This window comes from Yersinia enterocolitica (assembly GCA_002082245.2).
GTDB classification, from domain to species: Bacteria; Pseudomonadota; Gammaproteobacteria; order Enterobacterales; family Enterobacteriaceae; genus Yersinia; species Yersinia enterocolitica_E.
Genome location: NBTC02000002.1, coordinates 102,644 through 128,431, shown reverse-complemented (window position 1 = coordinate 128,431; position 25,788 = coordinate 102,644). Strand labels below are relative to the sequence as shown.

Below are 25,788 nucleotides of genomic sequence, written 5' to 3'. Positions count from 1 at the left end.
GCGTTTTGTGTCCCTAATTAAACGAAAAGCAACAGAGCCAGTACGACGACTGCACCCAAACCCATAGACGCGACATACCAACGCACCTGTCCATTTTCACTGAGCGTCAAACCGCGATTACTCCAGCGCGAAAGTATCGCCGGGGTATTCATCAGTGAGTTCAGCGGATCACGCTGCAATAGCCTTGCAATCCACAAATACGGGCGGACAAACACATTGTGGTACAGCCAGTCGAAGCCCCACGCATGGAACCACCAGACCGTAAAGAAGCGGCCCGGCGCACTTTGCGCGATGCTGTTGACCAACTGACGCTTGCCCAGATAGAGTGCCGCAGCCAGTGCAATCCCGATAACCACTAACACGCCGGAGAAGATTTCCAGTGGCATTTTACCCTCTTCACCGAAGTGAAGCTCTGGCAACACACCCGCCAGCGGTGGTGTTATCAGCGCGCCGACGAAAGTCGACAGCACCAGCAACACAATCAGCGGCAGGCTGTGAGCTACCCCTTTAACCGGATGCGCTTTGGTTTTTGGCTCGCCGTGGAACACAATGAAAATCATACGGAAGGTATACAGCGCGGTGAGGAATGCCCCAACCAGCCCGGCGACCATCAGATTGATATGGCCACTGGCCAATGCACCCCACAGAATTTCGTCTTTACTGTAGAAGCCTGCGGTAACCACTGGCAGTGCAGCCAATGCCGCGCCACCTACCAGGAAGCAGATATAAACCAATGGGATCGTCTTGCGCAGACCACCCATTTTGAAAATATTCTGCTCGTGGTGACAGGCCAGAATCACTGAACCCGAAGAGAGGAACAGTAACGCTTTAAAGAAGGCATGGGTCATCAGGTGGAAGATAGCCGCATCCCACGCCTGAACGCCCAGCGCCAGGAACATGTAGCCAATCTGGCTCATGGTAGAATAAGCCAGCACCCGCTTGATGTCGGTTTGTACCAGCGCGGCAAAGCCTGCCAGCACTAGGGTTACCGCGCCGATAATACCCACTAAATGCAGCACTTCAGGCGCCATCAGGAACAAACCGTGGGTACGCGCAATCAGGTAGACACCTGCAGTCACCATGGTTGCCGCATGGATAAGCGCGGAGACCGGGGTTGGGCCTGCCATTGCATCGGCCAACCAGGTTTGTAACGGCAACTGTGCCGATTTACCCACCGCACCACCGAGCAACATCAGCGTCGCCCAGGTAATGGCAGTAGAGCCCATTTCCAGTTTCTGCGGTGCCAATACCATCAGCTCGCGAATATTCAGCGTACCCAGTTCTTGATAAAGGATGAACAGGGCAATGGCGAGGAATACGTCACCAACGCGGGTCACGATAAAGGCTTTCATCGCCGCCGCGCCGTTGGCAGGATTGGTGTAGTAGAAACCGATCAGCAGGTAACTGCACAGACCCACCCCTTCCCAACCCAGATACATCAGCATCAGGTTATCTGCCAACACCAAAATCACCATGCTGGCGATAAACAAGTTGGTGTAGGCGAAGAAACGAGAATAACCCTCCTCCCCACGCATATACCAAGAGGCATACATATGAATCAGGAAACCCACGCCGGTGACCACAGACAACATGGTCAGCGACAGGCCATCCAGTGTCAGGGTCAACGGAATGTTGAAGGTGCCAACCGACATCCAGTTCCACAACGTCTGGTTAAAGACTTGGACACCGGTGGCCTTTTGGCTAAGAAAATCCACTGCAACATACAGTGTGACCAACGCCGTCAGGCCAATCGATCCCACCCCGACCGTGGCTGAGGTATTTTCAGACCAGCGCCCACGGGAGAATGCCAACAGCAAGAAGCCCAGCAGTGGCAGCAGAATTGTTAAATATAATAGGTTCATCCGCGCATCTCACTGACTGTATCGATATTCAGAGTATGACGGCGACGATATAGCTGTAACAGCAATGCCAAGCCAATACTGGCCTCCGCTGCTGCCAGCGTGATCGCCAGGATATACATCACCTGACCGTCAGCCTGACCCCAATAACTGCCCGCCACAACAAAGGCGAGCGCCGCTGCGTTGATCATCACTTCAAGGCTTATCAGCATAAACAACAGATTGCGACGAATCAGCAACCCCGTCAGCCCTAGCACAAACAGTATGGCCGCCAGAATCAGGCCATGTTGTAGAGGGATCATGCTTGTTCCTCCGTTTTTCTTTTCGCGCTGTCGCTCGCGCCCATCACGTCACCCGGCTTATGTTCGCGCCCGATATGGAAGGCAACCACCAGACCGGCCAGCAACAACATTGACGCCAGTTCAACTGCCAGCACATAAGGACCAAACAGGCTGATACCCACAGCTTTGGCATCGACCATTTCACCGCTAATACCGGAATCAGTCACTGAACTGATGGCATAAATCAGTACCGACAGCAGCACCAGTGCTAGCAAGCCGGGGCCAATCCACAAACTCGGTTTCAGCCAGTCGCGCTCTTGTTGTTCGACGTTGCCCAAGTTCAGCATCATCACCACGAACACGAACAGCACCATAATGGCCCCGGCGTAGACGATGATTTCCAGCGCACCGGCGAAATAAGCACCCAGCGAGAAAAACACCGCCGAGATAGCCAGTAAAGAGATAATCAGGTACAGCAGAGCATGTACCGGGTTGGTGTGAGTGATGACGCGAATAGTCGCCACCACTGCCACCAATGCTGCAATATAAAATGCAAATTCCATGGAAAGCGGCTCCTAAGGCATCAGACCTTTAACGTCAATCGGTTTGGCTTCGTTTTCGGCTTCGCCTTTCTGCTTGCCGTCTACTGCCATACCGGACATCCGGTAGAAGTTATATTCAGGATATTTACCCGGGCCGGAGATCAACAAGTCTTCTTTCTCATACACCAGATCCTGACGCTTAAATTCACCCATTTCGAAATCCGGCGTTAGCTGGATAGCAGTTGTTGGGCAAGCCTCTTCACACAAACCACAGAAAATGCAGCGGGAGAAGTTGATACGGAAGAACTCAGGATACCAGCGGCCATCTTTGTGCTCAGCTTTCTGTAATGAGATACAGCCAACCGGACAAGCAACAGCACACAGATTACAAGCAACGCAGCGCTCTTCACCGTCAGGGTCACGCGTTAACACGATACGACCACGGTAGCGCGGCGGCAGGTAAACCGGCTCTTCAGGATACATTTGGGTTTCACGCTTGTGGAAGGCATGAAGGCCAATCATCCACAGGCTGCGCACTTGGGTGCCGAAACCAACCACTAACTCTTTCAACGTCATGGTTCATTCACCCCTTATTGAGCGTTGTACAAAATGACCGCGGCAGTCGCCAGCAGATTCAGCAGGGTCAACGGCAGGCAAACTTTCCAGCCGAATGACATCACTTGGTCATAACGTGGGCGCGGCAAGGATGCACGGATCAGAATGAACATCACCATGAAGAAAGCCGTTTTCAGCGCAAACCAGATAAATGGCGGCAGGAACGGACCTTGCCAACCACCGAAGAACAGAGTGACTATCAGAGCAGAGACGGTCACGATACCGATATATTCACCGACGAAGAACAGACCGAATTTCATACCGGAATATTCAATGTGGTAACCATCGGCCAGCTCTTGTTCAGCTTCTGGCTGGTCAAAGGGATGACGGTGACATACTGCAACACCCGCAATGGCAAAGGTCAGAAAACCAAAGAATTGCGGAATCACATTCCAGACGTGTTCCTGAGAGTTAACAATATCCTGCATATTGAACGAACCCGCCTGTGCGACTACGCCCATCAATGATAAGCCGAGGAACACTTCGTAGCTCAGGGTTTGCGCAGATGCACGCATCGCCCCTAACAGAGAATATTTGTTATTACTGGACCAACCGGCAAACAGCACGGCATATACCGTCAGCCCGGCCATCATCAGAAAGAACAGAATACCGATATTAAGATCCGCAACCGCCCAGGTCGGGCTGACCGGGACGATGGCGAAAGAGAGCAGTAGTGAGGTAAAGGCAATCACCGGGGCCAATGTAAAGATAGCCTTGTCGGAGAAGCGCGGAACCCAGTCCTCTTTGAAGAACATTTTGATCATGTCAGCAACCAACTGCAATGACCCGCCCCAACCGACACGGTTTGGCCCGTAACGGTTCTGGAACAAGCCCAGCAGGCGGCGCTCGCCGAAGCTCATAAATGCGCCGCAGGTCACCACCACCAACAGAATCACTACCGCTTTCAGGACAGAGATTAAAATCTCAATCAATTCAGGGGTAAACCAGCTCATAATACTGCCTCCCGCAGATTCTCAACACGCGCACCCACCATAATCGGCGGAATGCCCGGTAAGCCAAGCGGCAAGCCGACCTGACCCCGAGCCAAGGTTTCACTCAGGCGCACTGGCAGACGCAATGTCTGACCGGCACAGTTGAATTCCACCAGCGTACCGAGGTTAACCCCGAGCGTTGCAGCATCGGCTGGATTGACCATCACATAAGGTGCTGGCATGCGCTGCTGGATGACATCTGAGCGCTGCGACATCTCTTCACTACCAAACAAATGGTAGTAAGGGGCAATCTGCCAGCCATCAGTCTGAGCGGTAAAGGCTGTCGGTACTGAATCAAAGTAACCAAGCGTCCCCTCACCTGCTTCAATCAGGCGCACACCCGGATCACCAAAGCGCAAGCTCCCCCCCACTTCAGCCTGGAATTTGTTCCATGCCTGCGGTGAGTTCCAGCCCGGTGCCCAAGCAAATGGGATCTGCTGACGATCGGCCAATGGGCTGTTGTTCCCTTCCATTGAGAAAGCGAACGGCGTGTCGATATCCTGTGGCTGACGCGGTTCATGCACACTGATATCCGCGCGCATAGCCGTGCGGCCACTGTAACGGATAGGTGAACGCGCCAGTTTCTGACCACGAATACGGAAGGTCGCATCCGGTGCCGCTTCAACAATACCTTCCAACTGTGGTAATGCGCGAACACAAGCCGCAATCACGTGATCCAGTTGCGTCCAGTCTACATGGCGACTGGTATAAGTTGAATGCAAGGAGTGCAACCAGCGCCAGCTTTCCAGCATGATGCTGTTGTTTTCCGGTTTTTTCGGGTCGTCGTAATAGGTTGGATCGTAAACCTGGAAGAAACGCTGAGCGCGGCCTTCCTGATTGACCAGCGTACCGTCGCTTTCAGCAAAGCTGGCGGCAGACAGAATCAGGTCTGCTTTTGCCATGATCGCGGTGCGTTGATGATCAACCACGATCACGTTGGCTGCTTGCTCCAGCGCGGCGTCAACTTTGTCTTGCGCCGCATGGCGATAGAGGTCGTTCTCCATCACGATAACGCTGTCAGCATCACCACGGGTCAGCAATTCCAGCGCGCTATCCAGTGAGCCGCCGCCAATCATGGTCAAGCCGATGCTGTTCGCTGCACTGGCAACAAAGGTGATACCCACATCAGAGCCACGGCTTTTCAGCGCGGTTGCCACGTTAGCTGCCGCAGCAATGATGGCTTCGCTGCCTGCATTGCTGCCGGTCACGATCAGTGGTTTCTTCGCGCCCGCCAGAGCCTGCACGATGATATCCACTTTGCCTTTCAGCGCAGGGTCCAGATCCGTGACCGCCGGTGACGACGCATCCAGCGCGTTAGCGATAGCAAAGCCTAAACGTGCCTGATCATCCACCGGTGCGCGGTAGTTCCACGCCGCGATATCATCCATACGGGTGTTATCAACGTTAGTGATAAACAGCGGATGTTTAGCGTGCTGACCGATATTCATAATCGCCGCGATTTGCCAGTCAGCCACTTTCTGTGCGGCGGCCATTTCACGGGCTTTACCTTTCACCGCCTGACGGACAGACAGTGCGATACGTGCGCCAGTCTGGGTCAAATCTTCACCCAGAATCAGCACCGCATCATAGCTTTCAATCTCGCGCAGCGATGGTGTGTAAACCCCACCTTCTTGCAGCACTTTCAGCATCAATTGCAGGCGTTGTTGTTCACTCGCGGCAATGCCGGTATAGAAGTTTTCCGCACCGACCAGCTCGCGTAACGCAAAGTTACTTTCCAGGCTGGCACGCGGTGAACCGATACCGATGGTTTTCTTCGCCTGACGTAGAATATCCGCCGCGCCCTGCATTGCCTGTTCGGCATTCAGGTGGATCCAGTCATTACCACGCAATTGTTGTGGCTGACGTGGGCGGTCTTTCAGGTTGACATAGCCATAGCCAAAGCGGCCACGGTCACACAAAAAGTAGTGGTTGACGCTGCCGTTGTAGCGGTTCTCGATGCGGCGCAATTCACCATAGCGTTCGCCAGGGCTGGTGTTACACCCCACACTGCACTGCTGGCAGATACTTGGCGCAAACTGCATATCCCATTTACGGTTATAACGTTCGGAATGGGTTTTATCGGTGAATACCCCGGTCGGGCACACTTCTACCAGGTTGCCTGAGAACTCGCTTTCCAGCGTGCCACTCTCAGTACGACCAAAGTAGACGTTGTCGTGCGCGCCATAAACACCCAGATCGGTGCCATCAGCGTAATCTTTGTAGTAACGCACACAACGATAACAGGCGATACAGCGGTTCATTTCATGTGAGATGAACGGACCGAGATCCTGATTCTGATGAGTACGTTTACTGAAGCGATAGCGGCGGAAACTGTGTCCGGTCATCACTGTCATATCTTGCAGATGACAGTTCCCCCCTTCTTCACAGACCGGGCAATCGTGTGGGTGGTTAGTCATCAACCATTCAACCACACTCTCACGGAACGCTTTGGCTTCGCCGTCATCAATGGAAATAAAGGTTCCATCGGTGGCCGGGGTCATACAGGACATGACCAAACGCCCACGGGTATCATCGGCGTTTTGGTATTGCTTTACCGCACATTGGCGGCAAGCACCGACGCTTCCCAGCGCCGGATGCCAGCAAAAGTAAGGAATATCGAGTCCCAGGGAGAGACAAGCTTGTAACAGGTTGTCGGCCCCGTTTACGTCGTATTCTTTGCCGTCTACATGTATCGTAGCCATATGCATGCTTCCAAGTGGCCTGAAATAACCGTCATTCTTTACGCTGCTGCTGTGTTGGCTGCCGTCGTTCACACCGGTCATTTAGTTCACTAAACTCCCGGCGTTTCTCTTCGTTGCCGCCTTGCCGCCACGCAAATTATTTGGTTATTTTTCAAGCGTTAATTATAAAAACTTTCTTATTGGGTACACTGAGAGGCTACATTCAACGTATCTCATATATTACCCAAAGTATCACCAGCGCGCTTTTAATAGGTTCGGTTGAATACCGGCTATGGCTCGGGTATTGCCATAGTCTTTACTTGCGATCCCGGCTTCGAATTCTTCGCGGAAATATTTGATAGCACTTTGTAGTGGTTCAACCGCGCCCGGCGCGTGAGCACAGAAGGTTTTACCCGGCCCCAAGAAGCGGCAAAGTTGTTCCAGCGTCTCAATGTCGCCCGGCTGACCTTCGCCGCGCTCCAATGCACGCAAGATCTTCACGCTCCACGGCAACCCATCGCGGCAAGGGGTACACCAGCCGCAGGATTCACGGGAAAAGAACTCTTCCAGATTGCGCACCAGCGGCACCATACCGATTTCATGGTCTACCGCCATCGCCAGTGCAGTGCCTAACCGGCTACCTGCTTTGGCAATATTCTCGAAGTCCATCGGTAAATCCAGATGATCAGCGGTCAGGAAGTCGGTCCCTGCCCCACCCGGCTGCCAGGCTTTGAACTTCAAGCCATCGCGCATACCACCCGCGTAATCTTCCAGAATTTCACGCGCCGAAATACCAAATGGTAGTTCCCACAGACCTGGGTTTTTCACCCGGCCAGAGAAGCCCATCAGTTTGGTACCGGCATCGTTACTCTTACCCGCCGTGATCCCCTGATACCAGTCAACGCCGTGCTCAAGAATGGCCGGAACGTTACACAGGGTTTCAACGTTATTGACGCAAGTCGGTTTGCCCCATACCCCGGACGATGCGGGGAAAGGCGGCTTGGAACGTGGATTGGCGCGGCGGCCTTCCAGCGAGTTAATCAGGGCGGTTTCTTCACCACAGATATAACGGCCAGCACCGGTATGAACAATCAGTTCAAAATCAAAACCGCTGCCCATGATGTTTTTGCCCAGCAAGCCGGCTTCGGTTGCTTCGCTAATCGCACGGCGCAAATGCACGGCAGCTTCGATATATTCGCCACGCAGGAAGATGTAGCCGCGGTAAGCTTTCAGCGCAAATGCACTGATCAACATCCCTTCCACCAGCAGATGAGGCAATTGCTCCATTAGCAGACGGTCTTTATAGGTACCCGGCTCCATTTCATCGGCGTTACACAGCAGATAGCGGATGTTCATGCTTTCGTCTTTTGGCATCAGGCTCCACTTTAAACCGGTGGAAAAGCCTGCGCCGCCGCGCCCTTTCAGGCCAGCGTCTTTTACCAAATTGACAACATCAGGGGCTGCCATGCCTTTTAACGCTTTTTCAGCACCCAAGTAGCCGTTTTTGCTGCGATATTCATCCAGCCATACCGGCTGTTTGTCATCGCGCAAACGCCAGGTCAGCGGATGCATTTCTGGTGTGCGAATAACCTCTTTGGTAAAACCCGAATTAGTTGTCATGGATATTGCTCCAGTAACTTCTCAATATCTTCAGGTTTCAGATAGCTGTGGGTATCGTCGTCGATCATCATGGTCGGACCGCGATCACAGTTGCCCAAGCAGCAGGTTGGCAGCAGCGTAAAGCGGCCATCAAACGTGGTCTGGCCCGGCTCAATACTGAGTTTCTTCGAAATCGCGGCCTGAATCCCTTGATAACCGGTGATGTGGCACACCACGCTGTCACAATAACGGATCACATGGCGCCCAACCGGCTGACGGAAGATCTGACTGTAGAATGTGGCCACACCTTCGACATCGCTGGCCGGGATACCCAGCACTTCAGCAATGGCGTGAATCGCCCCATCCGGCACCCAACCACGTTGTTTCTGCACAATTTTCAGTGCTTCGATCGACGCGGCGCGGGCATCTTCGTAATGGTGTTTTTCATGCTCGATAGCATCACGTTCTTCAGCACTCAACTCAAAAACTTCAGTTGTGGTCGCCGGTTCAGCCGCATTGACTGCCAGATCCACCACATTTTGGCTTTCGTTATGATTCTGAGTCTCTTTTTGGTAGCTCATAATTAGCGGTCCACATCAGACATTACAAAATCGATACTGCCCAGATAGACGATCAGGTCAGATACCAGGCTGCCACGGATAACCGAGGGGATCTGCTGCAAATGGGCATAGCTTGGCGTACGTATCCGGGTGCGATAGCTCATAGTGCTGCCGTCACTGGTCAGATAGTAGCTGTTGATCCCTTTGGTCGCTTCAACCATTTGGAATGATTCGTTAGCTGGCATTACCGGACCCCATGAAACTTGCAGGAAGTGGGTAATCAGCGTTTCGATATGTTGCAGCGTACGTTCTTTCGGCGGCGGCGTCGTCAGTGGATGGTCAGCCTTAAATGGCCCTTCTGGCATGTTTTTATAACATTGCTCCAGAATGCGCAGGCTTTGACGTAACTCTTCCACTTTCAGCATCACGCGGTCATAACAGTCGCCGTTATTCCCGACCGGAACTTCAAAATCAAAGTTTTCATAGCCGGAATACGGACGCCATTTACGCACGTCAAACTCAACCCCGGTGGCACGCAGGCCAGCCCCGGTCACCCCCCATTCCAGTGCTTCTTTGGAATTGTAAGCAGCAACGCCGATAGAACGCCCTTTCAGGATACTGTTCTGCAACGCCGCTTTGACGTAGGAATCGAGCCGTTTTGGCATCCAGTCAAGGAAGTCACGCAGCAAACGTTCCCAGCCGCGAGGTAAATCATGCGCCACACCACCAATACGGAACCAGGCCGGATGCATACGGAAACCGGTAATCGCTTCAACCAAGTCATACACTTTCTGACGATCGGTAAAGGCGAAGAACACTGGCGTCATTGCGCCTACGTCCTGAATAAAGGTACTGATATACAGTAAGTGACTGTTGATACGGAATAATTCAGACAACATTACCCGGATGGTTTTAACGCGATCAGGAACCTCAATACCCGCCAGCTTTTCAACTGCCAGCACATAAGGCATTTCGTTAACACAACCACCCAGATATTCGATACGGTCGGTATAGGGGATGTAGCTGTGCCAGGACTGGCGCTCACCCATCTTCTCCGCACCACGGTGGTGGTAACCCACATCCGGTACGCAGTCGACAATCTCTTCACCATCAAGCTGCAACACGATACGGAACGCACCATGTGAAGAAGGATGGTTCGGACCGAGGTTAAGGAACATAAAGTCCTCGTTTTCGGTGCCGCGCTTCATCCCCCAATCTTCGGGTTTGAAGGTCAGAGATTCCATCTCCAGATCCTCTTTCTGCTTGGTCAGCACAAAGGGATCGAATTCGGTAGCACGCGCCGGATAATCTTTACGCAGCGGGTGCCCTTCCCAAGTCTGTGGCATCATGATGCGCGTCAGATGTGGGTGACCATCGAAGGTAATACCGAACATTTCCCAAGTTTCCCGCTCATACCAGTTAGCATTGGGGAAAATCTTAGTCGCTGTGGACACGTGCAAGTCTTTTTCAGACAGTGCCACTTTCAGCATAATGTCGCGGTTACGCTCGATGGAAAGCAGATGATAGAAAACAGAAAAATCCGCTTCAGGGAGGCCCTGGCGGTGAGTGCGAAGACGCTCATCGACACCATGCAAGTCGAACAGCATGACATACGGCTTCGGTTGTTTTCTCAGGAACGTCATTACTTCCAGCAATTGCTCACGCTTTACCCATACCACGGGCATACCGGTACGGGTCGCTTGAACAACAAAGGCCTCAGGCCCAAAACGGTTCGACAGCTCGCTAATCACCGGATCATCGAGATGGTCACGGGTCTGCCATGCAGGCTGAGTGCTATCGGACGTCGTTAAATCGGTCATTATTTATTCACCACACTGTTTTTTCACCACACTGAATGTGTCATTTTGTGGTCATTTGCCGCACACATGTTCTGGAAGAAAATCATTCATTCCCAAAACAAATCACTTACGCACCGCGATCCTGAGCCGTTATTTTTGCCAAAATAACAAGCTTAGATCTCGTCAGGTGTACGCAGGTTAGTTACTGCAATTCGTTCAGCATGCTTACGTTCTCTTTCTGGTTGCATATTGGCGCGGTAAACGCCTTGGTCACCTACAACCCAAGAGAGAGGACGGCGCTCTTTACCGATAGATTCTTGTAGCAGTAACAGTGCTTGCATATAAGCTTCAGGGCGCGGTGGGCAGCCAGGAATATACACATCGACCGGTAGGAATTTATCCACGCCTTGTACTACGGAATAGATATCGTACATGCCGCCGGAGTTAGCACAGGCACCCATGGAGATAACCCACTTGGGTTCCAGCATTTGTTCATACAAGCGCTGAATAACCGGGGCCATTTTGGTAAAACAAGTGCCCGCCACGACCATGAAGTCAGCCTGACGCGGAGAAGCACGCAGCACTTCCGCACCGAAACGTGCCACATCATGTACGGCAGTGAACGAGGTCACCATCTCCACATAACAGCAGGAAAGACCGAAGTTATACGGCCAAAGAGAGTTCTTACGCCCCCAGTTCACCATGTCGTGCATGGCGTTCTCAAGTTTACCCATGTAAACACTACGGTGGACATGTTGCTCGAGAGGATCGCCGCTGACGGTTTCCTGAGTTTGCAGGGGGTAACGGTCATTCTCACCGTTAGGGTCTATGCGGGTGAGCGTATAGTCCATGTTAATGCCTCGCTGTATTTATTGACCACTATACCCTTTGTACTTAGAGCTGCAGGGTTGTTAGCTACTTTCACTCACCCGAATCACTGACTTGAGTCAGCTCATCGGGATTAATGAGCCTCATGGTTGAGACTCACCCTACGGGCTAGCATACATGCGGTTCAAATCGTGACCGATTTATCGCCCGCTTGCTGCCGACCTGCAACACCAAGACTGTTAGGTATATCTTGTGGAGGACTGCTGGCGTATTTGACTATGCTCGGTTTGCTCACTCGGCGATTAGAACGCGTAGGAGTCCAATCCAGCGCGCCGATACGCACCAGATAAACCAAACCAGCCAAGAGCACCAAAATGAAAATGGTTGCTTCGATAAAGCCTACCCAGCCACTCTCACGAATAGAGATTGACCACGCATACAAGTACAGGGCTTCAACATCGAAAATAACGAAGAACATGGCGACCAGATAAAACTTGGCGGACAAACGCATACGCGCCGAGCCGACCGAGTCAATACCGGACTCATAGGGGACATCTTTGGCGCGGGCCCGAGCTCTCCCACCCAGAAAGAACGCACCCAATAGCATCAAGCCGCATAACCCGATAGCGCCGATCAGAAATACAGCGAACGCCCAATGATGAGCGATAACTTCAGTGGTTGTTGACATACTCATTGCTTACTCATCAAAAGTGGCGTCGGACATCCTGCTCTTATGTTGGCAGTTAGTGCACCACATCGATTCAAAGGGAAGGATAAAAACCACACGAAACACACTGTCTTTACAACTGTTTAGCCAGTGTTTTACTGTGGGCTTTTTACTCCTTTCAGTAACCTTTTGTCAACTTTGACAAAAGTAACTACAGATTAATTTACAAACGCACGATCTTACTTAACATTTGGTGCGAAGTATAAAGCTAAATCGAGTCAGTAATTTGTTAAGTCAGAACATACACCTATAACCCAACGTGGAAACTTCGCTTTAACTATACCATTGTCTCAGGAATAACCGGTTCTTCCACTCACTAGCTAGGGGTATTTTTTTGATCCAGAACACGTTTTGAGTGTTATTTCATAAATATTCGGCATGAAAAGTTGTTTTTTAAAAAAATAAATAATGGAACACTGTTTTAATAAAAAACAAATAGCAGAAAATGAGAAGAAATATTAACCACTATTTTTATCTGGTTTATTCCCCCTGATCCAGTACGCAGATATACCGCTAAATGAAATAAAACGACGTTTTAAGCATGAAATTAAACTGGAGCAGTAGAAAACTGTTTTTTTAAAAGTTATAAATAAAAAAAGCCCCTAAAATAAGGGGCTTACGATTTTTTAGTCACGTTAGACGATCAACTGTTCTCGTCTATTAAATAATCAGAATCCAGCACTAAATCCGATCCAGACTGCAAGCCATGTTGGTGGCCCGTCTGCATGGCATCGAAAATGGCTAAAGCCAATTCGTTGCCACACTGATTGTCTTTACATAATGCATAATGTGTTTCAGGCAACCGAGGTAGCCCTTCTGTTTCACCCAGTACGCGTAAATCAGGACTCATCATCTCTATTGGCCTAGCGGTCACACCCAGCCCTGCCCTGACTGCCGCACGAATGGCAGAAAGTGAAGAGGCTACATAGGCGATTCGCCATGCAATACCGGCTCTGGTCAGGTTTTCTATTGCCATATCGCGGAATGGGCTTGGCTCATCCATCACCACTAACGGTACCGATTCACCGGACTGGAACTGATAGTCGGCGGAACAGTACCAAAGCGTAGGTGATGTCCTTAAGATCACATGAGGATGAGTGTCGACCTTGGCTGTAGTAATAGCCAGGTCCACTTCGCCATTACTCAGCATATCAGCGATAAATGGACTGCGTTTTACCCGCACATCTATCGCTAGCCGAGGATATAGCGTCGCCACTCGGTTCAGCAAGAAAGGCAACAACGTATCGGCAGTATCATCAGATGCGCCGATAATGAGTGACCCTTCTATATTGCTGTACATAAGTGACGTACAAGCTTCATCGTTGAAACGCAAAATTTTTCTGGCATAGCCAAGTAACTGGAGACCATGTTCAGTCAATAATTTGTTACGCCCATGGCGGGCAAATAACTCCTTACCGACTAACTGTTCTAACCGTTGCATTTGTTGGCTAACTGCTGACTGAGTGCGACAAACCGCTGCGGCAGCAGAGGCAAAAGTATTCAAGTCAGCAACAGCTACAAAGGTTCTAAGCAGATCGAGGTCGAGATTAATTATCGGACGATTTGCATTTGTCATAGTGTATTCTTCACTTTTTTGAATTCTAATTACAAACTACCCTGGTGTATAAGTATCGCGCCATCAATAAGGGACAACGCTAAGTATGACAGTACCCCACTCACTAGAGTAGGGCAAAAAATTTACTTATATTTCGTTACCGTTATCTCTTTTTATAAAAATCTATTGAGTAAGTTATGTATTTATTTGTGAATACGGTCATAAAAAGCCACTAAATCTTCGATTAATGAAGATTTTTTCCCTTTAGGATCTTGCTTTTCCTCAGGCATTTTTAAGTGCTGCAATGCTATTTTAATTAAACAAATCTGCACTAACCCTTTTCGAAATATCAAAAAATATCAATATATCTCTATGTGTGTTTTTTATCTAATTGAGTAAATTCAACTATTAACATAGATATTCTCTAAGATTCAGCCTATTTAACATTAATTATTCTTAATAGTTTTCCTATCTACAATTTTGTTTCTTTTCACATCTTAATAATATGTATGATGATATAAATTGTTGGATTGAGATCCCAGCTAATACGATGCAGCATAATCGCGTCTCATTATCATCGGTATCAACCCGCGATTTTGGCACCGAAAGTGAACCTCATCTTATAGATATATTTTGTTGGTAACTGCTGTATGTCACGCAATCAGCCGAAATAAAACTTCAAATAAACTAATAAATAAGGCATAAACCAGTGGATTTAAAGACAAAAACATCGGTTATATTCCATACCAATGAAGCTGGCAGTCATTTACAATAAGAGCAGCTATTCGCACTAAAGATGTGCATAGAACTTCAAAAAGCAGCAGCGTCGGAGTACATTGGATACCTTGCAGTGTTCCACGCTGAGGACACGCTTTTACCAGCAAAAGGCTCAATTTTTTATGTCCCCCATTGAGAAATCCAGCAAACTGGACAACGTCTGTTACGACATTCGTGGACCAGTGCTAAAAGAAGCTAAGCGTCTTGAAGAAGAAGGTAATAAAGTTCTGAAACTGAACATCGGCAACCCTGCTCCGTTTGGTTTCGATGCACCCGATGAAATTCTGGTGGATGTGATCCGTAATTTGCCAACTGCGCAGGGCTATTGCGATTCCAAAGGCCTGTTTTCGGCGCGCAAAGCTATTATGCAGCACTATCAGGCACGGGATATGCGTGACCTGACAGTCGAGGATATCTACATTGGGAACGGGGTCTCTGAGCTGATCGTGCAATCCATGCAAGCATTGCTGAATCTGGGCGATGAAATGCTGGTACCTGCACCAGATTATCCGTTATGGACGGCGGCAGTTTCGCTTTCAAGTGGTACCGCCGTACATTATATGTGTGATGAAGAGTCGGGCTGGTTCCCTGATTTAGATGATATCCGTAGTAAAATCACGCCGCGTACCCGTGGGATTGTGATTATCAACCCGAATAACCCGACCGGCGCGGTATACAGCAAAGAGCTGTTACTGGAGATTGTTGAAATCGCCCGTCAAAATGACCTGATTATTTTCGCCGATGAGATCTACGATAAGATTTTATATGACGAGGCTCAGCATCATTCTATTGCGGCTCTGGCGCCTGATTTGTTAACTGTGACCTTCAATGGTTTATCCAAGACTTACCGTGTTGCCGGTTTCCGTCAGGGCTGGATGGTGCTGAATGGTCCTAAAAAACACGCTAAAGGTTATATTGAAGGTTTAGAGATGTTGGCATCAATGCGTCTGTGCGCCAACGTCCCTATGCAGCATGCCATTCAGACGGCATTAGGTGGTTATCAGAGCATTAGCGAGTTTATTCAGCCAGGCGGGCGCTTGTACGAACAGCGTGACCGTGCCTGGGAACTGATCAACCAAATACCGGGGGTTTCCTGCGTGAAACCTCAAGGCGCGTTGTATATGTTCCCACGTATTGATCAGAAGCGTTTTAACCTGAAAGATGATCAGAAACTGGTATTGGATCTGCTATTGCAGGAAAAAGTGCTGTTGGTTCAAGGCAGCGCCTTTAACTGGCCATACCCTGATCATGTACGGATTGTCACGTTACCGCGCGTGGATGAGCTGGAGATGGCAGTGAGGAAACTGGGGCGGTTTTTGGAGACCTACCACCAGTAATTAATCAGGGCTTGTATAGCAAGCCCTGTTTTATTTATGCAGTGATTATCTTAAACACCCTAGTTCTTCCCTTTGTTGACGGTCAATTAAAACCCTCACCGAATCATTAATGCTCCAAGATATTGCAGAACCTTGTTGTTTAATCAGCTTATTGCAACGTTCTATTCTTCGTTGCTCTTGCTGCTTATCCCTCGCGGCGTTATGCGTAGCGCAAAACTCCTCACTGAACGGCCCCAAATTTCCCCCTACACAGAATTCCTCCTGAGCTTGTGTTGTCGCACTGAATAATAAAATTGACATAGGAATAAATAATAATTTCATATAACTATCCTTAGCTTTATAATTTAAATAAAATTTATATGCTGAAATTTAATAATCCATAAAATGGACAAAAAAAGAATAATGAGTTCACATCACTAATTCAATAGAGCTAATGTTAAATAATTTCTTTTATAATTAATGAGATAGAATGAATGGCAAGAATGAAACACAAAGATAAAGTGAGGGTTTAATAAACAAAATTGAGACATTGTGAGAATATTTAATTAACTCATTATCTCATTGATAAAATCGATTTGATGTTATCCTCGTATGCAGATTGTTTCCATCATCTTATGGTTAATATATTGAATAGAGAGAAAACTATGAGTCACTTCTTCGCCCATCTATCTCGTCTGAAACTGATCAACCGCTGGCCGCTGATGCGCAATGTTCGCACTGAGAATGTCTCTGAACACAGTTTGCAGGTGGCATTTGTCGCTCATGCGTTAGCTATCATTAAGAACCGTAAGTTTAACGGCAATCTCAATGCCGACCGTATTGCGCTGCTGGCGATGTACCACGATGCCAGTGAAGTGATAACCGGTGATTTACCCACCCCTATCAAGTATTACAATCCTCAGATTGCCCATGAATACAAGAAGATAGAAAAAGTTGCTCAACAAAAACTGATTGAAATGCTGCCAAAAGAATTACAGCAAGATTTCCGCTGTCTGCTGGATGAGCATTATTATAGCGAAGAGGAAAAAGCACTGGTTAAACAGGCAGATGCTCTATGTGCTTATCTCAAATGTTTGGAAGAATTATCCGCCGGTAATAATGAGTTTATTCAAGCTAAAGCGCGGTTGGAGAAAACCCTCGCCATGCGCCAAAGCCCGGAAATGGATTACTTTATGGAAGTCTTCGTGCCCAGCTTTAGCCTGTCACTGGATGAAATCAGCCTCGATTCGCTGGATGAAAGTTGAAGTTGAAATTGAAATTGAAATTGAAGTTGATTTTCAAAAGCACATTTGAGCTGTCGAGCGAAGAGTATAGGCAAGGAAAATGGGCATGACGCCCGTTTTAGGGGTCACGCGCCTGTGACCCCTTTGGCGGTTGAGGCACCAAGGGGCAAGGTGAGCACCAATCTCATATCAACCGAACTAAACACAACTCTTACCCTGTAGCATCCCAATCAGAATGGAAACAGCACCGGCACCACCATCACACTAACAATCATGACTAATATCGTAAATGGCACCCCCATGCGGACAAAATCACCGAATTTATAACCACCTGGCCCCAATACTAAGGTATTCACCGGTGACGAAACTGGCGTCATAAAGGCCGCTGAAGCTGCAATACCAATAATCATCGCAAAGGGATACGGCGAGACCGACATCTCCCGCGCAGCAGCAATCGCAATCGGTGCCATTAGAACTGCCGTGGCAGTATTAGAGATAAACAGCCCAATCGTGGCACACAACACAAACAAACATAGCAGCATGACGCGCGGCCCCATCCCACCGGCCACATCCATCAAGCCACGGACAATCAAATCTACCCCACCGGTTTTTTGCAATGCTTGTGCAAAGGGCATCATCCCGATGATCAAAATCAAACTCGGCCAATGGATTGAACGATAAGCACTTTCCATATCAATACATCGGAACTGACCCATCAGTAAACAGGCTACCAATGCCGCAATCACATTTGGCACCTCGTCGGTCATCATCATGGCAACCATCAACGCCAGACAGAATAATGCATGTGGGGCTTGCGAAATGGCCGGTGCCACTTCATCCACTTCCGCCGGCAGGTTCAGTACGATGAAATCACGGGTCTTTAACTGTAACTGACGAATCAGTTTCCAATCACCGATCACCAGTAAGATATCGCCAAACTGCAATTTGTCATCAACCAGTTTGCCTTCCAAAGTCTTACCATTACGACGAATACCTACCACATTCAAACCATAGCGGGTACGGAAAGTGACCTCACGTAGACTCTTTCCCAAGAGGGCGGAATCAGGAATGAGCGAAACCTCGGCCATCCCGACGTTGCGCGCCTGCTCTGAGAAGTATTCACCGCGCAGCACCATCGGTTCCAGCATCTGTTCAGTGCAAAATTCACGTAAATCTATGTCGCAATCTGACATATCGATCAGTAAGACATCGTTCTCGTGTAATTCAGATGAACCGGTGGCACTCACCATCACACGCCGGAAACGCTTCCAGCGTTCAATCCCCACCACATTCGCCCCATAGCGGGCGCGCAGATGCAGTTCGTCAAGAGAACGGCCAATCAAAGGAGAATCATGGCGGATAGCCAAACGGCGCGCACGGCCAGTCAATTTATAATCGCGGATAAGGTCGCGGAAAGTGCGGCGTTTCCATTGCTGTTCTTTCTCTGAGTTTTCCTGCTTCCCGCCCAGCCAGCGCCGAGCCACTAACATATAAGCGACACCCATCAGCAAAATGATAATGCCGATAGGGGTAACGCCAAAGAAGCCAAAGCCTTTGATACCTTCGCGCAGTAATTCACTGTTAACCACCATATTTGGCGGCGTTGCCACCAGCGTCATCATGCCACTTATCAAGCCGGCAAAACTCAGCGGCATCATTAACCGCCCCGGCGAAATCTTCATCCGGCTGGCAACACTCAGTACCACTGGGATAAAGATTGCCACCACTCCGGTAGAGCTCATAAAAGCGCCCAATCCGGCAACCGTTACCATTAATAACGCCAGCATTTTGGTTTCACTGTGACCGGCGACCTTGACCAGCCAATCACCCACCTGATAAGCAACACCGGTTCTGACCAACCCTTCACCAATAACAAACAGCGCCGCAATCAATATCACGTTAGGATCACTGAATCCGCTGGTCGCCTCACCTAATGACAACGTACCACTCATCACAAAGGCAATAATGACCAACAGTGCTACCACGTCCATGCGCAGTTTATTGGTAGTAAACAGCACAATAGCTATTAGAAGTAGCGTCAACACCCACAATAGTTCGCGGTTCAAAATGGCCTCGTTGGCAAAAAGTGAAAGGAAATATCCGGCTCTGGCAGTAAAACATTAAAATCAGCAGCGGCCGCTGTCTGAGATCAATAATGACTGCAAATTTATGTGCTTACCATCCCACAAAGGGTTTTATTGTGTTTTTTTCCTGAAAAAAGTTTATCAACTTGTGATGTGCCAGACAGTAAAAGAGCGCCATCAGGCGCTCTCAGTGGTGATATTAAGGTATCTGGCGAAGAATTAACCTACTCGCACAACCCGCGCGCCGTTAGCGGTAACCTCAACGCTAATCTGCTCCAGCGAACTGAGCACTAAATCAACCTGCTCAAGTTTGGGAGTATCAGCCGGAGCATTGACCGCAATCACCTGACAGCCCGCAGCCAAGCCTGACAAAATCCCCGCAGGGGCATCTTCCACTACGATACAATCAGCCGGTGCCAGCCCTAAGCGCTCGGCCCCCAGCAGATAAGCATCTGGTTGCGGTTTGCCGTGCTTAACTTGTTCGCTGGTGATAAACACTTCAGGTACCGGCAGATGGCCGGCGGCACGGCGCGCAGAAGCGACCGGTACTGAGCCTGAAGTGACAATAGCCCACGGAATAGACAGGCTGTTTAGTCGCTCCAACAGTGCCACCGCCCCCGGCAATGCGCTCACACCATCGGTATCATTAGCTTCAACCTGCTCTAATGCCAGAAACTCAGCCTGAATTTCAGCCTCACTTGCACCCGACATAAAATGACGTAAAGAGGTAATTGCTTGTTTGCCATGGATAAAATCAAGAACTTCTGCTGGATTGATGCCTCGACCTTGCGCCCAGCCAATCCAGGCTCGTTCGACAACAGGTAAAGAATCAACCAAAGTCCCATCCAAATCAAAAAGAAAACCTTTACACTCCACAAGCACATCCTCATCAGTAAAACTATTTTTCAACTTACTGATAGCAAATAAGTTATGCGCTATCAGGCATTGATAATTTGCGAAATTTCAACAGCACTCAAATGGTATTGGCGTGGACATGATTGCCAGATAGCCAGCATACGTTGGTATTTATCCCACATTGGGGTTTGAGAGTTGAAACCATGAGTCCCTGAGTCAAAATGGGTGTAGCGCCCTTCAGTATTGACCATAAAGCGCACATAACTCAGGTAACGGGATTCGGTAGCAGCATCAAAACCGAGGAACGCGATACGGCGTTCATCCAAGTCTTGCTTGTCTTTCAGGTTACCACAGGAGACTTGCAGGGCGTGGTGCATCTCCATGATATTAATAATAGTACGGCAAGTATCTTCGCTCATCTCACCAAAATCACGGTCCAATTCACGCATCTGCAAACCAAAGCCGCGCTCGACAATGGTTTGCTGGCGACGATAACGCTCAGCATTTTCCGGATCCAGCATGGTCATCATTTTGTACTGATTCGACAGAATCAGTCGTTGGGCGTTGGTCATATCCATCACTAACTCCTAAGACATAAATAATGAGGAAATCATCGCACACAGGCTTGGGCCATACTTTGATTTGACAGGGGATTTTGCACCACTAATCCTTTGAGGCATAAAAGCCCGCTGGCATGAAACCGCCACTAGAGGTCATCAAGAAACGTTTTATCCAACTGTTTGAAGGCTCGTTTCAGCACATCGGCCAGGGATTGATAAGTCGGCGTCTGCTCGATAGGCGCAACAGCCTGCCCCGCTTCTGTTAGCTTGTTACGTACCTCATGGAACCACTGGAGTAAGGTTGGCGGTAACGGGGTTATCGCGCGCTTGCCTAACCACCATAACCCTTGCAAGGGTAAACCACAGGCGAACAGCGCCGTAGCGATGGCGGGTCCCAACTGGCCACCGAGGGCTATCTGCCAGGTCAGGGTAAAAATGGCCAGTGGTGGCATAAAGCGGATACCGAAGCGTGTCGCCGTAACCACGCGATTTTCGGGAAACATCGGCGCCAAGCGCTTATCGGCAGGCCAGGTCTTCATATAAAGCTGACCGCGCTGGAGTACCTGAAACCAACTTACAGAATCAGAGGGTTTTGTTGTCATGGCTCACCTCAACTTCACAAGCAAAAATTAAAATTTTTTTGTAATCCACAAACTAAAAATTAGTCTGTTAAATATATTTTGTTTTTAGGCTCCGCTATCGGTATCCTAACTCGGCCTTTTGGCCGCTAGAAGATGACGCTAAATATGTCAACTTTTTGCAGCTTTTAAATCATTTTTGTTAAATCGCACCGATTTTTACCACCAGGTTTTAACGTTTGCACTTAACGTTTAATCCGCGATTTTTCCATCATCATGCCTTTTTCTCTATCGCATGATGTTAATCATTAATGTCGACGCCAATATGCGCTACGCTTTTGGAATGATTGACGTTTTATTAACCATATGTTTTTCGCTGTTTTTGCATCATCAATGTCGCATGCGCGCTGTTTTTGCAAAACAAATGTTGAACACGACTATAAAATAGGTACTTCCATGTCGAGTAAGCTAGTACTGGTTCTTAACTGCGGTAGCTCTTCCCTAAAATTTGCTATCATCGACGCGACCAACGGTGAAGAACACCTCTCTGGTTTAGCCGAATGCTTCCATCTGCCTGAAGCCCGCATCAAATGGAAACTTGATGGTGGCAAACAGGAAGCAGCATTGGGTGCTGGTGCAGCACACAGCGAAGCACTGAATTTCATTGTTAATACTATTCTGGCACAAAAACCAGAGCTTTCCGCTCAGTTGACAGCTATCGGTCACCGCATTGTTCATGGTGGCGAGAAATTTACAGCATCAGCTATCGTTACCGAAGAAGTTATTCAGGGTATCAAAGATTCCATCCCATTTGCACCACTGCATAACCCAGCTCACTTGATTGGTATCGCTGAAGCGTTGAAATCATTCCCAAATCTGGCTGATAAAAATGTCGCTGTTTTTGACACCGCTTTCCATCAGACCATGCCGGAAGAATCTTATCTCTACGCCCTGCCGTACCGTTTATACAAAGAAAACGGTATCCGTCGCTATGGCGCACACGGCACCAGCCACTTCTACGTCAGCCAGGAAGCCGCTAAAACCCTGAACAAACCGCTGGAAGAACTGAACGTCATCACTTGCCATTTGGGCAACGGTGGTTCTGTCACTGCTGTTCGTAACGGTAAATGTGTTGATACCTCTATGGGCCTGACACCACTGGAAGGTTTGGTCATGGGCACCCGTAGTGGTGATATCGACCCGGCGATCATTTTCCATTTGTATGATGCCATGGGCATGAGCATGGAACAGATCAGCAAGCTGTTGACCAAAGAATCTGGCCTGCTGGGCCTGACTGAAGTCACCAGTGACTGCCGTTATGTTGAAGACAACTATGCAACTAAAGCAGATGCACGCCGCGCAATGGATGTGTTCTGTCATCGCCTGGCGAAATACATCGGTGCATATACTGCGCTGATGGATGGTCGTCTGGATGCCGTGGTCTTCACCGGCGGTATTGGTGAGAACGCCGCAATGGTACGTGAACTGACTTTGGACAAATTGGGCCTGTTGGGCTTTGAAATTGACCACGAACGCAACCTGGCAGCACGCTTTGGTAAATCAGGCACCATCACCAAAGAGGGCAGCCGCCTGGCTCTGGTTATCCCAACCAATGAAGAGCTGGTCATCGCACAAGACGCAGCCCGTCTGACTGCGTAAGAGTTTTTGACATATACCCAAAGTCATTGAAGTTGCAGGTAGGCGGCAAATGAATAAATCCCGATGAGCTGACTCAGGTCAGTAATTCGGGTGCATGAGCGTAGCCAACAACCCTGCGGCTTCAAGGACGAAGGATGTCCCCAAAGTCATTGGAGTTGCAGGTAGGCGGCAAGCGAATAAATCCCGATGAGCTGACTCAGGTCAGTGATTCGGGTGCATGAGCGTAGCCAACAACCCTGCGGCTTCAAGGACGAAGGGCATAACCGTAAAGAGGTTTAGCCGTGTCCCGTACAATAATGTTGATTCCTACCGGCACCAGCGTTGGTTTAACCAGCGTAAGCTTGGGTGTCATCCGTTCCATGGAACAAAAAGGTGTACGCCTGAGCGTATTCAAGCCAATCGCCCAGCCTCGTGCCGGTGATGATGCACCTGACCAAACCACCACCATCATTCGTGCGAACTCCAGCATCACTGCTGCTGAGCCGCTGAATATGGGTTATGTGGAAACCTTGCTGAGTTCTAACCAGCAAGACGTGTTAATGGAAGAGATTGTTGCCCGTTATCACGAAAATACCAAAGACGCAGAAGTGGTTCTGGTCGAAGGCTTGGTGCCAACACGCAAACATCAGTTTGCCAATGCATTGAACTATGAAATTGCTAAAACCCTGAATGCTGAAATCGTCTTTGTTATTGCTCTGGGTAATGACTCACCAGATCAGTTGAAAGAGCGTATCGAACTGGCTCGTTCCAGTTTCGGTGGCAGTAAAAACAAAAACATCACTGGCGTTATCATTAACAAATTGAATGCGCCGGTTGATGAACAAGGTCGTACCCGCCCTGACCTGTCTGAAATCTTTGATGACTCCACTAAGGCCAGCGTCGCGAACATCGATCCAAGCCAACTGTTTGCCAACAGCCCACTGCCAGTTCTCGGCTGTGTGCCGTGGAGCTTCGAGTTGATTGCAACTCGCGCCATTGATATGGCCAAGCACCTGAAAGCCACCATCATTAACAAAGGTGATATCAACACTCGCCGCGTTAAATCTGTGACTTTCTGTGCTCGTAGCATTCCGCATATGCTGGAACACTTCCGCCCGGGTTCTCTGCTGGTTACCTCAGCCGATCGTCCTGATGTGTTGGTTTCTGCTTGTTTGGCAGCCATGAATGGCGTTGAAATTGGTGCCATCCTGTTGACTGGCGGTTACGCTATTGATGAGCGTATCAACAGCCTGTGTGAACGTGCCTTCCAAACTGGCTTGCCAGTATTTATGGTTGATACCAATACTTGGCAGACCTCTTTGAGCCTGCAAAGCTTCAATCTGGAAGTCCCTGCAGATGACCATGAGCGTGTTGAAAAGCTGCAAAACTATGTTGCCAGCCATATCAGCAGTGATTGGATTGACTCTCTGAGCGCAACGTCTGAGCGTTCACGTCGCTTGTCACCACCAGCATTCCGCTACGAGCTGACCGAATTGGCCCGTAAAGCGGGTAAACGCATCGTGCTGCCAGAAGGCGATGAGCCACGTACCGTTAAAGCCGCTTCTATCTGTGCTGAACGCGGTATCGCAACTTGTGTGCTGCTGGGTAACCCAGAAGAGATCCAACGCGTTGCTGCCGCGCAAGGTGTTGAGCTGGGCAAAGGCGTTGAAATCATCGATCCTGTTGCTGTACGTGAGCAATATGTTCCGCGTCTGGTTGAGCTGCGTAAGAGCAAAGGCATGACCGAAGTGGTCGCGCGTGAACAGTTGGAAGACAACGTCGTTCTCGGCACCCTGATGCTGGAAAAAGGTGAAGTTGATGGTCTGGTTTCCGGTGCAGTACATACCACCGCAAACACCATCCGCCCACCATTGCAGTTGATCAAAACCGCACCGGGCAGTTCACTGGTTTCTTCGGTGTTCTTTATGCTGCTGCCTGACCAGGTTCTGGTTTATGGTGACTGTGCAATCAACCCAGATCCTACGGCTGAACAACTGTCTGAGATTGCTATCCAATCTGCGGATTCTGCTGCGGCATTCGGCATTGAACCACGTGTGGCGATGATCTCTTACTCTACCGGTAATTCCGGTGCGGGTAGCGATGTCGAAAAAGTACGTGAAGCGACCCGTCTGGCACAGGAAAAACGCCCAGATTTGATCATCGATGGTCCGTTGCAATATGACGCGGCAATCATGGCGGATGTGGCTAAATCCAAAGCGCCTAACTCACCGGTTGCAGGTAAAGCCACCGTGTTCATCTTCCCAGACTTGAACACCGGCAACACTACCTATAAAGCGGTGCAACGCTCTGCTGACCTGATCTCCATCGGGCCGATGCTGCAAGGTATGCGTAAGCCAGTTAACGATTTGTCCCGTGGTGCATTGGTTGACGATATCGTCTATACCGTAGCACTGACGGCGATTCAATCCGCTCAGGCTGACGCCAGCGCATCTTAATTCTAAGATTACGTTGTCTAAGAAACGCCAGCCTTGTGCTGGCGTTTTTGTTTGTTGGCAAAGCGATGTATAAATTGGGGTTAGAACGTTTTCACCTCGCAACCACACTCACCAAAAGACCGCATCGGTAAAATGCGCCAACAAAAAAACCGCCATATAGGCGGTTTCTCTGTGCTGGTCCGGTAAGCGGCCATTCCAGCGGGGTTGTTAGTATCAAAATAACTGTTACCAACATATCGCAA

22 protein-coding genes and 1 pseudogene are annotated in these 25,788 nt (G+C 49.3%); 6 read left to right on the top strand and 17 right to left on the bottom strand.

Translation table 11 applies throughout. From position 1 onward, the window contains the following. Positions 1-17: 17 nt before the first annotated feature. The 11 genes from A6J66_001925 to nuoA all read right to left on the bottom strand — a co-directional run bounded on the left by A6J66_001925 (position 18) and on the right by nuoA (position 12,444). On the bottom strand, positions 18-1,862 hold the full coding sequence (locus A6J66_001925) for an NADH-quinone oxidoreductase subunit L (protein ID PNM23052.1): 1,845 nt from the start codon (positions 1,860-1,862) through the stop codon (positions 18-20). After that, a complete protein-coding gene (locus tag A6J66_001920) occupies positions 1,859-2,161 on the bottom strand; it encodes an NADH-quinone oxidoreductase subunit K (GenBank protein ID PNM23051.1) in 303 nt (100 codons plus the stop codon). The genes A6J66_001925 and A6J66_001920 overlap by 4 nt, the downstream gene beginning before the upstream one ends. Continuing rightward, positions 2,158-2,703, bottom strand: a complete 546-nt coding sequence (locus A6J66_001915; protein ID PNM23050.1) for an NADH-quinone oxidoreductase subunit J — start codon at positions 2,701-2,703, stop codon at positions 2,158-2,160. Before A6J66_001915 ends, A6J66_001920 begins: the two co-directional genes overlap by 4 nt. Positions 2,704-2,715: 12 nt before the next feature. After that, the gene (locus A6J66_001910) at positions 2,716-3,258 is read right to left on the bottom strand and encodes an NADH-quinone oxidoreductase subunit NuoI (protein PNM23049.1); all 543 of its coding nucleotides are present in this window, start codon (positions 3,256-3,258) and stop codon (positions 2,716-2,718) included. Between the two features lie 14 nt (positions 3,259-3,272). Beyond that, entirely contained in the window at positions 3,273-4,250 is a 978-nt protein-coding gene (locus A6J66_001905) for an NADH-quinone oxidoreductase subunit NuoH (GenBank protein PNM23048.1), read from the bottom strand. Further along, entirely contained in the window at positions 4,247-6,991 is a 2,745-nt protein-coding gene (locus A6J66_001900) for an NADH-quinone oxidoreductase subunit NuoG (GenBank protein PNM26866.1), read from the bottom strand. Before A6J66_001900 ends, A6J66_001905 begins: the two co-directional genes overlap by 4 nt. Positions 6,992-7,222: 231 nt before the next feature. Then, positions 7,223-8,590 (bottom strand): NADH-quinone oxidoreductase subunit NuoF, encoded by a 1,368-nt coding sequence (locus tag A6J66_001895; GenBank protein PNM23047.1) that lies wholly within the window; start codon positions 8,588-8,590, stop codon positions 7,223-7,225. Continuing rightward, positions 8,587-9,105 carry an NADH-quinone oxidoreductase subunit NuoE gene (locus tag A6J66_001890; protein ID PNM26865.1) on the bottom strand — a complete coding sequence of 173 codons (519 nt, stop codon included), beginning with the start codon at positions 9,103-9,105 and terminating at the stop codon, positions 8,587-8,589. The genes A6J66_001895 and A6J66_001890 overlap by 4 nt, the downstream gene beginning before the upstream one ends. A 47-nt stretch (positions 9,106-9,152) precedes the next feature. After that, complete coding sequence (locus tag A6J66_001885; GenBank protein PNM23046.1) at positions 9,153-10,949, bottom strand: NADH-quinone oxidoreductase subunit NuoC/D; 1,797 nt, start codon at positions 10,947-10,949, stop codon at positions 9,153-9,155. A gap of 152 nt (positions 10,950-11,101) precedes the next feature. Beyond that, the gene (locus tag A6J66_001880) at positions 11,102-11,779 is read right to left on the bottom strand and encodes an NADH-quinone oxidoreductase subunit B (GenBank protein PNM23045.1); all 678 of its coding nucleotides are present in this window, start codon (positions 11,777-11,779) and stop codon (positions 11,102-11,104) included. A 161-nt stretch (positions 11,780-11,940) separates the two neighbouring features. Continuing rightward, entirely contained in the window at positions 11,941-12,444 is a 504-nt protein-coding gene (gene nuoA / locus A6J66_001875; GenBank protein ID PNM26864.1) for an NADH-quinone oxidoreductase subunit NuoA, read from the bottom strand. On the opposite strand from nuoA, the gene A6J66_001870 reads away from it, so the two are divergent. After that, positions 12,431-12,625 carry a hypothetical protein gene (locus A6J66_001870; protein ID PNM23044.1) on the top strand — a complete coding sequence of 65 codons (195 nt, stop codon included), beginning with the start codon at positions 12,431-12,433 and terminating at the stop codon, positions 12,623-12,625. The two genes, nuoA and A6J66_001870, sit on opposite strands and share 14 nt — an antisense overlap. 501 nt (positions 12,626-13,126) lie before the next feature. On the opposite strand, the gene A6J66_001865 is transcribed toward A6J66_001870, so the two are convergent. Next, positions 13,127-14,059 (bottom strand): transcriptional regulator LrhA, encoded by a 933-nt coding sequence (locus A6J66_001865; GenBank protein ID PNM23043.1) that lies wholly within the window; start codon positions 14,057-14,059, stop codon positions 13,127-13,129. Positions 14,060-14,937: 878 nt separating this feature from the next. Here A6J66_001865 and A6J66_001860 point away from each other — a divergent pair. After that, complete coding sequence (locus tag A6J66_001860) at positions 14,938-16,152, top strand: pyridoxal phosphate-dependent aminotransferase (protein PNM23042.1); 1,215 nt, start codon at positions 14,938-14,940, stop codon at positions 16,150-16,152. Positions 16,153-16,197: 45 nt separating this feature from the next. Here the strand turns inward: A6J66_001860 and A6J66_001855 are convergent, their stop codons facing one another. After that, entirely contained in the window at positions 16,198-16,473 is a 276-nt protein-coding gene (locus tag A6J66_001855) for a hypothetical protein (protein PNM23041.1), read from the bottom strand. A gap of 323 nt (positions 16,474-16,796) precedes the next feature. Here A6J66_001855 and A6J66_001850 point away from each other — a divergent pair, with 323 nt between their 5' ends. After that, positions 16,797-17,396, top strand: coding sequence for a 5'-deoxynucleotidase (locus A6J66_001850; protein PNM23040.1), 600 nt, complete (start codon positions 16,797-16,799; stop codon positions 17,394-17,396). Between the two features lie 209 nt (positions 17,397-17,605). Here A6J66_001850 and A6J66_001845 read toward each other — a convergent pair whose 3' ends face one another. From A6J66_001845 to A6J66_001830, 4 genes are all read right to left on the bottom strand, one after another. Then, complete coding sequence (locus tag A6J66_001845) at positions 17,606-19,441, bottom strand: SLC13 family permease (protein PNM23039.1); 1,836 nt, start codon at positions 19,439-19,441, stop codon at positions 17,606-17,608. Positions 19,442-19,678: 237 nt separating this feature from the next. Continuing rightward, positions 19,679-20,341 carry a sugar phosphatase gene (locus A6J66_001840; protein ID PNM23038.1) on the bottom strand — a complete coding sequence of 221 codons (663 nt, stop codon included), beginning with the start codon at positions 20,339-20,341 and terminating at the stop codon, positions 19,679-19,681. A 56-nt stretch (positions 20,342-20,397) separates the two neighbouring features. After that, entirely contained in the window at positions 20,398-20,892 is a 495-nt protein-coding gene (locus A6J66_001835; protein PNM23037.1) for a YfbU family protein, read from the bottom strand. A 128-nt stretch (positions 20,893-21,020) separates the two neighbouring features. Next, positions 21,021-21,476, bottom strand: coding sequence for a DUF412 domain-containing protein (locus A6J66_001830; protein ID PNM23036.1), 456 nt, complete (start codon positions 21,474-21,476; stop codon positions 21,021-21,023). A 271-nt stretch (positions 21,477-21,747) separates the two neighbouring features. On the opposite strand from A6J66_001830, the pseudogene A6J66_001825 reads away from it, so the two are divergent. The 3 genes and pseudogenes from A6J66_001825 to A6J66_001815 all read left to right on the top strand — a co-directional run bounded on the left by A6J66_001825 (position 21,748) and on the right by A6J66_001815 (position 25,546). Further along, positions 21,748-21,919 (top strand): annotated as a pseudogene (locus tag A6J66_001825) (hypothetical protein). Next, the gene (locus A6J66_001820; protein PNM23035.1) at positions 21,909-23,111 is read left to right on the top strand and encodes an acetate kinase; all 1,203 of its coding nucleotides are present in this window, start codon (positions 21,909-21,911) and stop codon (positions 23,109-23,111) included. Before A6J66_001825 ends, A6J66_001820 begins: the two are co-directional and overlap by 11 nt. A 281-nt stretch (positions 23,112-23,392) precedes the next feature. Next, entirely contained in the window at positions 23,393-25,546 is a 2,154-nt protein-coding gene (locus A6J66_001815; GenBank protein PNM23034.1) for a phosphate acetyltransferase, read from the top strand. Positions 25,547-25,788 lie beyond the last annotated feature (242 nt).